General features: G+C 72.4%; 11 protein-coding genes and 3 pseudogenes. 5 read left to right on the top strand and 9 right to left on the bottom strand.

The features are described 5' to 3' along the window. Positions 1-7: 7 nt before the first annotated feature. From SSOG_RS03115 to SSOG_RS03135, 5 genes and pseudogenes are all read right to left on the bottom strand, one after another. Complete coding sequence (locus SSOG_RS03115; protein ID WP_245606210.1) at positions 8-1,723, bottom strand: HEXXH motif domain-containing protein; 1,716 nt, start codon at positions 1,721-1,723, stop codon at positions 8-10. 80 nt (positions 1,724-1,803) lie between these two features. Then, entirely contained in the window at positions 1,804-1,983 is a 180-nt protein-coding gene (locus tag SSOG_RS03120; protein ID WP_009712751.1) for a hypothetical protein, read from the bottom strand. A 163-nt stretch (positions 1,984-2,146) separates the two neighbouring features. After that, the gene (locus SSOG_RS03125; RefSeq protein WP_009712752.1) at positions 2,147-2,893 is read right to left on the bottom strand and encodes a DUF4232 domain-containing protein; all 747 of its coding nucleotides are present in this window, start codon (positions 2,891-2,893) and stop codon (positions 2,147-2,149) included. 165 nt (positions 2,894-3,058) lie between these two features. Beyond that, positions 3,059-3,328, bottom strand: coding sequence for a DUF1876 domain-containing protein (locus tag SSOG_RS03130; protein ID WP_039940568.1), 270 nt, complete (start codon positions 3,326-3,328; stop codon positions 3,059-3,061). 38 nt (positions 3,329-3,366) lie between these two features. Further along, positions 3,367-4,008, bottom strand: a pseudogene (locus tag SSOG_RS03135) (phosphoribosyltransferase); the annotation flags it as partial. 90 nt (positions 4,009-4,098) lie between these two features. Between SSOG_RS03135 and SSOG_RS03140 the strand changes: the two are divergent. Both SSOG_RS03140 and SSOG_RS03145 read left to right on the top strand, forming a co-directional pair. Beyond that, positions 4,099-4,338, top strand: a complete 240-nt coding sequence (locus tag SSOG_RS03140) for a hypothetical protein (protein ID WP_009712755.1) — start codon at positions 4,099-4,101, stop codon at positions 4,336-4,338. 6 nt (positions 4,339-4,344) lie between these two features. Beyond that, positions 4,345-5,103, top strand: a complete 759-nt coding sequence (locus SSOG_RS03145; RefSeq protein ID WP_009712756.1) for a DUF72 domain-containing protein — start codon at positions 4,345-4,347, stop codon at positions 5,101-5,103. A gap of 9 nt (positions 5,104-5,112) precedes the next feature. On the opposite strand, the gene SSOG_RS03150 is transcribed toward SSOG_RS03145, so the two are convergent. From SSOG_RS03150 to SSOG_RS03165, 4 genes and pseudogenes are all read right to left on the bottom strand, one after another. Beyond that, on the bottom strand, positions 5,113-5,937 hold the full coding sequence (locus SSOG_RS03150) for a carbohydrate ABC transporter permease (protein WP_009712757.1): 825 nt from the start codon (positions 5,935-5,937) through the stop codon (positions 5,113-5,115). After that, entirely contained in the window at positions 5,934-6,842 is a 909-nt protein-coding gene (locus tag SSOG_RS03155) for a carbohydrate ABC transporter permease (protein ID WP_039936449.1), read from the bottom strand. The genes SSOG_RS03150 and SSOG_RS03155 overlap by 4 nt, the downstream gene beginning before the upstream one ends. Continuing rightward, positions 6,839-8,233 carry an extracellular solute-binding protein gene (locus SSOG_RS03160; protein WP_039940570.1) on the bottom strand — a complete coding sequence of 465 codons (1,395 nt, stop codon included), beginning with the start codon at positions 8,231-8,233 and terminating at the stop codon, positions 6,839-6,841. Before SSOG_RS03160 ends, SSOG_RS03155 begins: the two co-directional genes overlap by 4 nt. 97 nt (positions 8,234-8,330) lie before the next feature. After that, positions 8,331-9,441, bottom strand: a pseudogene (locus tag SSOG_RS03165) (carbohydrate kinase family protein). 121 nt (positions 9,442-9,562) lie between these two features. On the opposite strand from SSOG_RS03165, the gene SSOG_RS03170 reads away from it, so the two are divergent. The 3 genes and pseudogenes from SSOG_RS03170 to SSOG_RS03180 all read left to right on the top strand — a co-directional run bounded on the left by SSOG_RS03170 (position 9,563) and on the right by SSOG_RS03180 (position 12,739). After that, a complete protein-coding gene (locus tag SSOG_RS03170) occupies positions 9,563-10,324 on the top strand; it encodes a DeoR/GlpR family DNA-binding transcription regulator (RefSeq protein WP_039936452.1) in 762 nt (253 codons plus the stop codon). Beyond that, a pseudogene (locus SSOG_RS03175) lies at positions 10,321-11,701 on the top strand (6-phospho-beta-glucosidase). The gene SSOG_RS03170 and the pseudogene SSOG_RS03175 overlap by 4 nt, the downstream one beginning before the upstream one ends. Before the next feature lie 276 nt (positions 11,702-11,977). Then, positions 11,978-12,739 (top strand): DeoR/GlpR family DNA-binding transcription regulator, encoded by a 762-nt coding sequence (locus SSOG_RS03180; protein WP_009712763.1) that lies wholly within the window; start codon positions 11,978-11,980, stop codon positions 12,737-12,739. The last annotated feature ends 63 nt before the right edge of the window (positions 12,740-12,802 follow it).

Genomic DNA, 12,802 nt, shown 5'->3' on the forward strand with positions numbered 1-12,802 from the left:
CCGGTCCTCAGAAGGCTGTCCCGGTCCAGGTCGCCAGCGCGACCGGATCGGGCACCGCGCCACCGGAGTTCCGCAGCGCGCGGTGGACGGCGAGGACCACGTCGGGAGCACGGAGCATCGCCGTCCTCGCCGCGCCGTCCGGCAGGGTGAGGGCGAGCCCCGCCCAGGCCGCGATGTCGTCCGGGGCCTGGGCCAGGCGGCCGCGGTAGCCGCGCAGCGCGGCCGCCCGGTCGCCCATGATCCAAGCGAAGTCAGCTCCGTCCGGGGCAGCTCCGTCCGGGGCGTCGTCGCCGTCCTGCCCGGCCCGCAGCCGCTCCGGTGCGGTGAACCGGAGCCTGGCGAGGGCCGTCCGCGGCACCGTCTCCGCCGCGGCGGGCTCGACCGAGGCGGGGGGCAGCTCCCGGGGAGGCGTACCGCGCGTCCGCCAGGCCCGCACCCACCGGGCGAGCCCCGCGGCTTCGGGACGCAGATGGCGCATGCGGTACACGAGCCGGTGGTCGATGACCAGATCCGCCGCCAGCCGCCGCGGTACGGACGGGACCGGCTCCGCGAGCCAGCCGGCCAGCCGCTCCGCCACCTGATCGAGGAAGCTCTGGCCCAGGGGCGTCAGTTCGGCGTGGGTGCGCAGCGTCTCCAGCCCGTGGGCGGTCTGTTCCCGGCGGAGGGCGAACTCGAACGCGGCGGTGTCCCGGGCGGGCCCGGCCTCGGCCCGGTGCAGGCGGTCCTGCCAGAACCCGGTCATGCCCAGGAACGCGTACACCCCCTGCAACAGTCCGCGCAGCGGCCGCGGGTCCAGCCGCCATGGCGCGTGATGGACCTCCTCCAGTCCCCCTTCGATCAGGGGCACCAGATCCATCAGGGCGCCGAGCTTGATGTGCTGGGCCTCGTGCACCAGCGCGGCGGCCAGGTCCGGTTCGTCCACGGGACCGTTCATCAGGACACAGCCGTAGGCCTCCGGGGACGAGGCGCTGAACGGTTCGGGATGGGCCGCGTACGGTACGGGGACCACGGAGGCGACGCAGGCGGCGACCCCCGAGGGGTCCACGTTGCGCTGCTCGGCGACCAGCCGCCAGGCGCCCGCGAAACGTTCCTGCCAGCGCTTCCAGGCGTCGTCGGTGAGCCGGTCCGGCGGTCTGCGGCGGAAGAAGTCACGGTAGGGGTCGACATCGTCGAGGAACGGCGAGCAGAGGTGCTCCCGATGGTCGCCGTGCAGCCGCCGGAGCCCGAGCCACCCGGGGGCGTCCTCCGCGAAGCCCGAAGCGGGCAGCGGCACCGTATGCGGCCCGGCCACCACCACCGCCGCCCCCTCCGCCGTGCGCACGACCTCGGCGAGGTCCGGAGCGGGTTCCGGTACGAGGGCGAATCCCAGCGCGGGCAGTATCACCCCGCCGTCGCGCACCACGACCGCGATACGGAAGTCGATGCCCGCGAGGAGGGCGGCCGAGGCCGCCACCGCGTACAGATAGCCGGTCTCGCTCCACAGCGGCGCGTCCGCCGGTTCCTGGCCGCGCAACTGCCGCAGGCACCGGCTGAGCCACACCCCCGTCTGCGGATGCAGCAACAGCCCCTCCACGGCGGCCGGGGAGCGGCGCTCGGCGCGTATCAGCAGCCGCCAGGCCTCCCCGGCGGGGGGCAGCGGACCGGGCAGGGCGGGATGCGTGGCGGCCACCTCGACCAGCGCCCGCAACAGCAGCATCGCGCGGCTGCGCTGGCCGGATCTCAACTCGGCGACCGATGACGCACTTCCCGAACCAGCGGCCAGCTCGGTAAAGCACAACGCCGATAAGTGGTGGCGGGACTCCGTCAACTCACGCAACTCTGCTGCGTCGCATCGGAGGAGCTGGCAGACGTCGCCGGGTTTCGGACGGCGCAGATCAGCCGCAGCGCCACCGCGGCCGTCCCTTCATCCCGGTCGAGGTCTTCCAGCGTCGCTCCCGAAAGGTCCAGCAGCTCCGTCTCGACCTCGGTCGCGACTCGCTCCATGTCACCGTCCTCCTCCGGACGTTCCACACCGACTCTCGTGAGGCATCCCTATGGTGACCCACCCCTATTGATTGCGAAAGGGTGAACACGGCCAGCGGACGCCGGGCTTGTCAAGATTTTCGGACACACCGGCCTGCCCCGGAGGATGGTCGGTATGCCACTGTCAGGCGCCCTTTCCGGAGTGGACCGACTCGACCTCGAACACCCCGCCGCAGACGCGGAATGAGCCCGCCGGGACGGTCATGGAGGAGAAGGAGTCCGGCGGATAGGCCCGGATGCGGGCGGGGGCGCGGCGGCACGGTGTGTCGGAGGTGCCCTCGTTGAGGGTGTGCAGCATCGCGGAGGCGCTGGCACCCGGCGCCAGGGAGACCGCGGAGCGCGACGCGCCGCGCCGGGTGGCGGGGTCGCCGATCGCGGAGCCCGCGGAGTCCAGCAGCGAGACCCCGGGGAAGCCGGTGAGCGTGCAGGTGCCGGTGGACTTGTTGGTGAGCACCAGCGGCATATAGACATTGCCCGCGCCCACGTCCTTGCGTCCGAGGGAGAGGCGCAGCTGCTCGGTGGAGCAGACGCGCCGGGCACCGGGCCGCGAGCCGGTGGTGTGCGCCGCCGTGGCGGAGGAGGAGACGGACGCGGAGGCGGAGTGCGTGACGGGGCGCGATGCGGAGCCCGAGGACGCGGGGTGCGATGCGGGCGGCACCGTGCGCCCGGTGTGCGCCGCCGACCGTGTGACGGACGAGGCGGCCGCGTCACCGCTGTCCGACGCGCCGGACGCGCCGGGCGGCGCGGACTGATCCGCGGTGTCGGCGCCGCAGGCCGTCATCACGGCCAGCGCGCCGAGGACCAGCGCGCATAAGGGCCATGGCCGGGACCGCCGGGGCCTGGGCGTCGTGGTGTCGGTCCGTTGCGCCATGAGCGACCTCCCGGGGTCGTGTCCGCTCTCTTTTGGCTCCCCCTTCCCCGCATGGACGCCCTTATGTCTCCGGGAACATTGATCGCATACCCCGGCAATTCCTCGTACGGCTCATACGGAATTCCCCCCGCTCCCCGGTGACCCGGGAGTCACCGGGGCCGCCGGTCACATCACCAGGTGTGCCTTGCTGTGGGTGACTTCCTCGATGTCGCCGCCCGCCTTGCCGATCAGCCGGTGGGCCAGGTTGCTCAGCGCCCTCGCCGCCGCGATCTCCTCGCCGACCCTCGGCTGTGCCGGGTCGTCGGGGTTGCGGTTCGCGCGGCCCTGGGCCAGCATCTCGGTGCCGTCGTGCATCCGCAGCCGGACGACTGCTTCGGTCAGCGGACCGATCTCACGGAATTCCATCTGGATGTCGCATCCCACGATCGTCTCCATCACGATCACCTCCTGCGTCACCTTCCAGGATGCGCCTCCCCGCGCTGTCCGGTCGACCTGGTCAGCAGGTCCATCACCTCGGCGTCGCCGGTCTGGGAGAAGTCCTCGTACCACTCGCCGACCGCGGAGAAGTCCGGGGGCGAGGACAGGCACACCACCTCGTCCGCGTCCTCGCGCAGCGACGCGACCGCGTCGGGCGGCGCCACCGGGACGGCCAGGACGGAGCGGGCCGCCCCCTGGGCCCGGGCGACCCGGCAGGCGGCCCGGGCCGTGGCGCCGGTCGCGATCCCGTCGTCCACGATGATCGCCGTACGGCCCTCGACCGGGATCCGCGGCCGGTCGCCGCGGAAGCGCCGCGCCTGGCGGGTCAGCTCGGCCTGCTCGGTCCGCTCCACCTCGGCGATCTCCTCCTCGTCCGCCCGGCTCATCCGGATGATCGCCTCGTGGACGACCCGGACCCCGCCTTCGCCGATGGCGCCGAAGCCCAGCTCCCGGTGGAAGGGCACGCCGAGCTTACGGACGATGATCACGTCCAGCGGTGCGTTCAGCGCCCGGGCCACCTCGAAGGCCACCGGCACCCCGCCCCGCGGCAGCCCCAGCACCACGGGCTTCTCCTCGGCCAGCGGCCGCAGCCGCTCGGCGAGACGCCGTCCGGCGTCCACCCGGTCAGTGAAGATCATCGTTCACCCCCGGCACGCGTTCCTCTCCTTCGAATCAAACCGACAATTCCCCGGGCCGCAAACCGGCGGCGGCTCCGGCACCCTGGAGGTATGGAGCACGCCATAAACCGGGACGATTCCGGTTACCCCGTCTACGTCGAATCATTCGACTCCGACAGCCGTTACCGGCGGGTGCGGCTTCGCGGGGTGGGATGCGAACCCCTCGAAAAGGAGGAGTTCGCGCCGCGCCTGCGGCAGGTCTTCCCCGGTATCGACCTCGACGACCCGGATCAGGTCCACTGGGCCGACCGGCCCGGGCAGTGGCCGACCTGGCACCCGGGCGAGGCATGAGCGCCCATGGGCGTCCTGGTCGGCACCTCGGGGTGGCAGTACAAGGACTGGCGCGGTGTCCTCTACCCGGCCGGCTGCCCGCAGCGGCTGTGGCTGGAGGAGTACGCCAGGGGCTTCACCACGGTCGAAAGCAATAACGCGTTCTACCGGCTTCCCGAGCACGATCAGTTCGCCGTCTGGCGGGACCGCACACCCGCCGGGTTCGTGATGGCGCTCAAGGCGAGCCGCTATCTCACCCATATCAAGCGGCTGCGCGACCCGAAGGAGCCGGTAGCGCGGCTGATGTCCCACGCGGACGGGCTCGGCGACCGGCTGGGCCCGGTCCTGCTCCAGCTCCCGCCGACGCTGCGGGCCGACCCCGCCCTGCTGGACACCGCTCTGGCCTGCTTCCCTGCCGGTACCCGGGTGGCGGTCGAGCCGCGCCATGACTCCTGGTGGACCGCGGAGATCCGGGCGCTGCTGGAGGACCACGGCGCCGCGCTGTGCTGGGCGGACGTGGGCTCGCGCCCGGCCGCCCCGCTGTGGCGGACCGCCGGGTGGGGGTACGTACGGTTCCACGGCGGCCGGGCCGAGCCCGCGCCGCGCTACGGCCGCCAGGCGCTCGCCACCTGGGCGCGCCGGGTCCATGACACCTGGCCCGGCGAGGCCGACGTCTACGCGTACTTCAACAACGACACGGGCGGGGCGGCGGTCCACGACGCCGTCGTCTTCGCCCGTGCCGTCGCCCGGCTGGCCCGAGAGGTCGGTGGTACGCCCGACCTCTGAGCGCGGCGGCTATTCCTTGACCGCGCCGCCCAGCATGCCCTCGATGAAGCGGCGCTGGAGTGCCACGTAGACGATCACCACCGGCAGTGCGATCAGCACCGACGCCGCCGCGAGCAGCGCCGCGTCCGAACTGTGCTGGCCCTGGAAGAAGGCGAGGCCGAGGGGGACGGTGCGATGGGCCTCGTCGCTGACCATCACCAGCGCCATCAGGAACTCGTTCCACGTCCACATGAAGGTGATGACGACCATGGTGGAGATCGCCGGACGGCCCATCGGGACCAGCACCCGCCACAGCGTGGTCCAGCTGTTCGCCCCGTCGATCCGGGCCGCCTCGATCACCGCCCGGGCGCTGCCCCGGAAGTACGTCCGCATCCAGAACACGCCGAACGCCAGCGACTGGGCGGTCTGCGGCAGGATCAACGCCCAGTAGGTGTCGGTGAGTCCGGCGTACCGCAGGTCGAAGTAGAGCGGGACGACCAAGGCCTCCTGGGGCAGGGTCAGCCCGATCACGAAGAGGTAGAACAGCACGGTGGAGCCGGGGAAGCGCATCACCCCGAAGGCGTACGCGGCGAGCACGGCCAGCACCGTGGTGGCCGCGACCACGGCCGTGGTGACCAGGACCGAGTTGCCGAGGTAGGTGCCGAAGTGGCCGCGGCTCCAGGCGTCGGCGAAGTTGCCCCAGTGCGGCCCGCCGCGCGGCAGCGAGAACCCCGTGTCCAGCGAGCCCTGCGAGCCGAACGCGGTGGAGAGGATGCCGACGACGGGGACGAGCGAGAGGACGGCGAACAGGGTGAGCAGGGCGTAGGTGACGCCGCGTTCCAGGCGTGTGGTCATGCCCGCCGCCCTTCCACGAGCCGGGAGACCGTGACGGTCAGGGCGAAGATCAGGACCGTGAGGGCCACGCCGACCGCGGCGGCCGAGCCGACCTGGTTGGTCTCGAAGGCCCGGTGGTACACCTCGTAGGCGGGTACGGAGGTGGCGTTCCCGGGGCCGCCGCTGGTCGTGACGTAGATCAGATCGAAGTTGCGCAGGCCGGCGACGATGGTCAGGGTCAGCGCCACCGCGATATGCGGCCGCAGGCCCGGGAGGGTGACGGCGAGGAACTCCCGGACCGGCCCGGCGCCGTCGATCCGCGCCGCCTCGTACAGCTCGCGCGGGATGCGCTGGACCCCGGCCAGGAAGAGGACCATGCACAGCCCGGTGCCCACCCAGGTGCCGATGACCCCGACGGCGGGCAGCGCCCAGGTGTAGTCGCCGAGCCAGGGGCGGGCGAGGGAGCCGAGGCCGACCGCGCGCAGGGTGTCGTTGAGCAGTCCGTCGGGGGCGAGGATGGACCGCCAGGCCACGGCGACCACGATGAGCGCCAGGACCTGCGGCAGGAACAGGACGGTGCGGAAGAAGGTCATGCCGTGGATCCGGACCCGGGACATCGCGGCCGCCAGCAGCAGCCCGATGGCCACCGGCAGGGCCGAGTAGAACACGAGCAGCAGCAGGGCGTGGGCGAACGGGGCGCGCAGCGCGGGGTCGCCGAACAGGTCGCGGTAGTTGTCGAATCCGGCCGGGGTGGCGACGGTCAGCCCGTCCCAGTGGAGAGACGACAGCCACACCGACTGCCCGAAGGGATAGAGCAGGAACACCGCGTACACGAGCAGCGCGGGCAGGATGTAGAGGTAGCCGACGGCACGCGGCTCACCGGGCGCCCGGCGGCGGTATGCCTTGATCAGGGCGGTGGGCCTCATCGCGACTCCGCCGCGGTGTGGCGCTCCCGCTGTGTGTCCAGGAAGGCTCCGTAGTCCTGTTGCAGGGTGGCGGCCAGCTTGTCCGGGGAGGTCTTGCCGCTGACGACGCCCTGGAGGGCGGCCGAGAGGGTGTCGTAGAAGGTGGGGGTGGCGTAGTCGAGGTACGGCACGAGGCCGTCGGCGGCGCTGAGCCGCTTCCATCCGTCGACCATCTGGCCGTCCACGGTGTCCGGGGCGACCTTGGCCGCGGCCGGGCCGGGGACGGCGGGCAGCACTCCGTGCCGGGTCATGACGTCCGAGGCATGGGCGCTGGTGAGGAAGTCGAGGTAGGCGGCGGCCACTTGGGGGTGGCGGGAGCGGGAGGTGATGGACCACGCGAGGCCCTGGCCGCCGGTGGTGACGGGGGCGCCGCCGGGCTTCGCGGGCGGCGGGGGTATGAGGCCGAGCTTGTCGCCCATCGTCTTCTTGAGGTCGGCCAGCAGCCAGGTGCCGGTCATCAGGTACGCGCCGTCGCCGGAGGCGAACTTCTTGGCCGCGTCGTCGTATCCGAGGCCGTTGGCGCCCTTCGGCAGATAGCCGCGCCTCATCCAGTCGGTGAGGGTCGCGGCGGCGTCCTTGGTGGCCTCGGTGTCGAATCCGGAACCACGGCCGAGGACGGTGTCACGGGTCGCGGCGGCCGCGTACTGGTCCTGGAGCACCCCGAAGGTGTGGATCGCCGGGTACTTGTCGAGGTTGCCGAACTGCACGGGCAGTTCGCCCCGCTCCTTGAGGCGGGCGAGCCCGGCGGTGAACTCGCCCCAGGACTTGGGTGGTTCCAGGCCCGCCTTCCGCAGCAGGTCCTTGTTGTAGTAGAGGCCGACGAACTCGCCGGTCTGGGAGATGCCGTAGAGCCGTCCGCGGCCGAAGTCGGTGCCGTCGGTGGAGACCCGGTTGAGGTTGAGCAGCGTGTTCGGGTAGCGGGTGTTCCAGTCGTAGATCCCGGCGTAGTTGTCGAGCGGGGCGAGCAGCCCGGCCCGGACGAAGGAGACCATGTCCGGGTAGCCCTGGTTGGCCTGGATGACGTCGGGCGGGTTGTTGCCGGAGACGGCGAGCTTGAGCGTGGTCTTCAGATCGGTGAAGCTCCGCGCCACCCGCTTGATGCGCACATTGGGGTACTTCCGCTCGAACTCCCGGTTCAGCTGGGTGATTTCGCCGTTCGTGCCACCGCGGATCTCCTGGTCCCACACGGTCAGCGTGGTCTTTCCGGCCGCTTTCGGATCGGGTACGGCGGTGGACGCGCCGGTCCCGGATCCGGCGGCCCCCGAGCCGTCGGTGCCGGGCACACAGCCCGCGGCGAGCAGGGTGGCGCCGAGGGCGAGGACGGCCGGAAAGGCGCGGCGGGGACATCCCATGCGGTTCTCCTCCATGCGGGCGTCGTCGTACGGGCGTGGTGCTGCCGCGGGTGTGAGGTCCCGCGGGTGACGTGCCGCGAGCGGCGTCGTACGGGCGTCAGGCCCCGCGGGCGTCGGCGGCCCGGAAGCCGATGGTGGGCAGGGCCCGCAGCCGCGGCCAGTCGCGCGCCCCGGCCGGGATCAGACCGTCCAGGAAGCGGTGGCGCGCCACCAGCTCACGGTCCCCGGAGCGGGCCGTACGGGCCCACCACGCGGCCACCTCGGCCCAGCCGGGCGCGGCGAGCGCGCCGCCGAAGTGCTGGACGGAGAGGGCGGCGGTGAGGTTGGCGAAGGCGAGCCGGTCGGCGAGCGGCCAGCCCGCGAGCGTTCCGGTCATGAAACCGGCGACGAACACGTCGCCCGCCCCTGTGGGGGTCGAGCGCCTCCACGGCGAGGCCGGGTACCTCGGCGCTCTCCCCGGTGCGGGAGTCGATGCCGATGGCGCCCTCGGCGCCCCGGGTGACCACCGCGATCGGCACCAGCTCGGCCAGGGCGCGCACCGCCCGCTCGGGTGTGTCGGTGCGGGTGTAGCGCTGTGCCTCGGTGGCGTTGGGCAGGAAGGCGTGGGTGTACGGCAGGTCGGGGAGGGTGGCCAGGTCCCAGCGGCCGGACTCGTCCCAGCCCACATCGGCGAAGATCTTGGATCCCTGGGCGTGGGCCTGGCGCACCCAGTCCTCCTGGCGGCCCGGCTCGTAGGCGGTCACGCAGGCCCGGGAGCGCGGCGGCGCGGGCCGGGTGGCGGGCGGCGGGGCGGGGTGCTCGTGCGTGACCATGGTGCGTTCGCCCTCGTACGCCATGGACACGGTGACCGGTGAGTGCCAGCCGGGGACCCGCCGGGAGTGGGTGAGGTCGACGCCCTCGTGGTGCGCCAGGCTCTCCCAGCAGTAGTCCCCGTAGACGTCGGCGCCGAAGGCCGCGGCGAGGGTGGTGTGCAGGCCGAGCCGGGCGAGGGCGGTGGCCATGTTGGCGATGCCGCCGGGACTGGAGCCCATGCCGCGGGCCCAGGACTCGGTGCCGCGCACCGGGGCGTGGTCGAGGCCGGTGAAGATGATGTCCAGGAAGACGGTGCCGGTGAGGTAGACGTCGTGGTCGGGGTCGGCGGGGGTGCGCAGCGCGGCGAGCGGGTCGATCGGCTGTATCGGCCCGGGGGCTGCGGACGTGGGGCTCACCGGCGCGCCTCTCCTCGTTCGTCATGACGTCGGATGAGCGACACCATGCACCTCGGAGGGGTTTTGTGCAAGAGGTCGGTCATAGTCGCGCAGGGTCGCTCAGGTGGAGTACGTTGCCCCCATGCTGCGAGAGACCCGCCACGCGAAGCTGCTGAGCATCCTCGGCGACGAGGGCGTGCTGCCGATCGGGGAGATCGCCAAGCGCCTGGAGATCAGCGAGGCCACGGCCCGCCGGGACCTCGCCGAGCTGGGCCGGGCCGGTCGGCTGACGCGGGTCTACGGCGGCGCGGTGGCGGCCCCCACCCCGGACGAGGAGCGCCCGTTCGGCGAGGTGGCGGTCGACGAGCCGGAGGAGAAGGCGGACGTGGCCCGGCGGGCGGCGGAGCTGGTCGCGGACGGCGATGTGCTGCTGCTGGACATCGGCACCACCACGCTCCACCTCGCCCGGCTGCTGCGCGGCCGCCCGGTCACCGTCGTGACCAGCAATCTGGCGATCTACGACGAGCTGCGCGACGACTCCGAGGTCACGCTGATCCTGCTCGGCGGGCAGGTGCGCGCCAACTACCGTTCCGTGGTCGGCTTCCTCACCGAGTCCAATATCCGCCAGCTGCGGGTGGGCCGGCTCTTCCTCGGCGCGAGCGGGGTGCTGTCCGACGGCAGCGTGCTGGACAGCACGCATGTGGAGGTGCCCGTCAAGCGGGCCATGCTCGCCTCGGCCCGGCAGGTGGTGCTGCTGGTCACCGCGGGCAAGTTCCCGGGCGACACCGGGCTGGCCCGGATCTGCGGCCCCCGGGAGATCGACACCCTGATCACCAACAAGACGTCCGATCCGGCCACGCTCGATGTGTTCCGTGAGGCCGATGTGGAGGTAGTGACCGTATGAGGCTGACCGTGCTGGGTGGCGGCGGTTTCCGTATGCCGCTGGTGTACCGGGCCCTGCTGGAGGACAGCGGGGACGACGCCGGGCGCTGCACCGAGCTGGTGCTGTACGACACCGACCGGCACCGGCTGGACGCGATCGGCGCGGTCCTGGCCGAGCAGGCGAAGGACCGCCCCGCGGGCCTGCCCGCCGCGCCCTCGGTGCGGGCCACCACCGACCTCGACGACGCGCTGCGCGGCACCGACTTCGTGTTCTCGGCGATCCGGGTCGGCGGCCTGGAGGGCCGCGCCTGCGATGAGCGGATCCCGCTCGGCGAGGGCGTCCTCGGGCAGGAGACGGTCGGCGCTGGCGGGGTGCTGTACGGGCTGCGCACCCTGCCGGTGGCGACGCGGATCGCCGAGCGGATCGCCGCCGTGGCCCCGGATGCCTGGGTCATCAACTTCACCAACCCCGCGGGCATGGTCACCGAGGCGATGCGGCGGGTGCTGGGCGAGCGGGTGATCGGCATCTGTGACTCACCGTTCGGGCTGTGCCGCCGGGCGGCGCGGGCGCTGGGCGCGGACCCGGACCGGGCGGTCTACGACTACGTGGGCCTCAACCACCTCGGCTGGCTGCGGCGCGTGCTGGTGGACGGCCCGGGACCGGATGCCCGAACTGCTCGCCCGACGCCGGGGCGCTGGAGTCCTTCGAGGAGGGCAAGCTGTTCGGGGCGGAGTGGGCTCCGGAACCCTGGGCGCGCTGCCCAACGAATACCTGCACTACTACTACTTCAACCGCGAGGCGGTGGCCTCCATCCGGCAGGCCGCGACCACCCGCGGGGAGTTCCTGCGGGAGCAGCAGGCCCGGTTCTACGAGACGGCCCGCACCGCCGACGGCGGGGCACTCGCGGCCTGGGAGCGGACCCGGCTGGAGCGCGAGACCACGTACCTGGCCGCGAGCCGGGAGGCCAGCGGCGGCTGGGAGCGCGACTCCTGCGATCTGGACGGCGGCGGCTACGACCGGATCGCGCTGGCCATCATGCGGGCCATCGCCCGCGACGAGCGCACCACGCTGATCCTCAACGTCGGCAACCGCACCGCCGTCCCCGGGCTGGACGCGGACGCGGTGGTGGAGGTGCCCTGCCTGGTGGACGCGGGCGGCGCGCGCCCCATGGCCACCGGTGCGGTGGCCCCGGACCAGCTCGGGCTGATGCTGTCGCTGAAGGCCGTAGAACGCTCGACGATCGAGGCGGCCGAGGCGGTCGGGGCGGTCGGGGCGTCCGATACCAGTGTCGGCGGCGCCGCCCGGAGCGCGGCCCTGCGCGCCCTCGCGCTGCATCCGCTGGTCGATTCGGTCAACGTGGCGGGCCGCATCCTCGACGCCGCGGGCTACCGGCGGTAGCACACGTCCGAACGGGCTTTCCCTAGACCTTGATCACGCCCGAACGGGCTGCTTTTCGGCCAGCTTTTCGGAAGCGGGCACGATACGGGCACGCCCCGCGCCGCCCCGGGCGTCCGCGATCCTCGCAGCGCTCCCCCTGACCGATGCTGACCTGCTGAGATAACGTTCATGAAACGGGCACATCCGGTCATGATCCGTCCCGTGCCAAGCCTGGCCACTCCGGTTGCGTGCTTGTAAAACTTCTCGCCAAGCCCGAAGAGAAGCAGGTGATGCGGTGTGGACGCGGAGGAACGCCGTCGGGAGATCCTCGACATGGCGCGGCGTGCCGGGGTCGTCGACGTCGGCAAGCTCGCCGCGGACCTCGGGGTGTCCAGGGAGACCGTGCGCCGCGATCTGCGGGTGCTGGAGCAGCACGGTCTGGTCCGGCGCACCCATGGCGGCGCGTACCCCGTGGAGAGCGCCGGTTTCGAGACCACCCTCGCCTTCCGCACCACCATGCACGTCCCGGAGAAGTCGCGGATCGCGACCGCTGCCGCCGAACTGCTGGGCGACGCCGAGACGGTCTACATCGACGAGGGCTTCACCCCGCAGCTGATCGCCGAGGCCCTGCCCCGGGACCGGCCGCTCACCGTGATCACCGCGTCCCTCGCGACCGCGAGCGGACTCGCCGGGCGGGAGAACACCACGGTCCTGCTGCTCGGCGGCCGGGTCCGCGGCGGCACGATGGCCACCGTCGACCACTGGGCGACCCATATGCTCTCCGGCTTCGTCATCGACCTGGCGTTCATCGGCGCCAACGGCATCTCCCGGCAGTACGGGCTCACCACCCCCGACCCGGCGGTCAGCGAGGTCAAGGCGCAGGTGGTGCGGGTGTCCCGGCGCAAGGTGTTCTCCGGGGTGCACACCAAGTTCGGGGCCGTCAGCTTCTGCCGGTTCGCGGACGTGTCCGACTTCGAAACGATCGTGACCGATACCGGGCTCCCCGTGACCGAAGCCCATCGGTATTCGCTGCTGGGCCCCCAGATCCTCCGGGTCTGACCCTCACCGTCCCCCCTCCTTCCCCTCCCCTCCCCCTTCCCCCTCCCCACGTCCCTCCGATTG

Source organism: Streptomyces himastatinicus ATCC 53653 (assembly GCF_000158915.1).
GTDB lineage: Bacteria > Actinomycetota > Actinomycetes > Streptomycetales > Streptomycetaceae > Streptomyces > Streptomyces himastatinicus.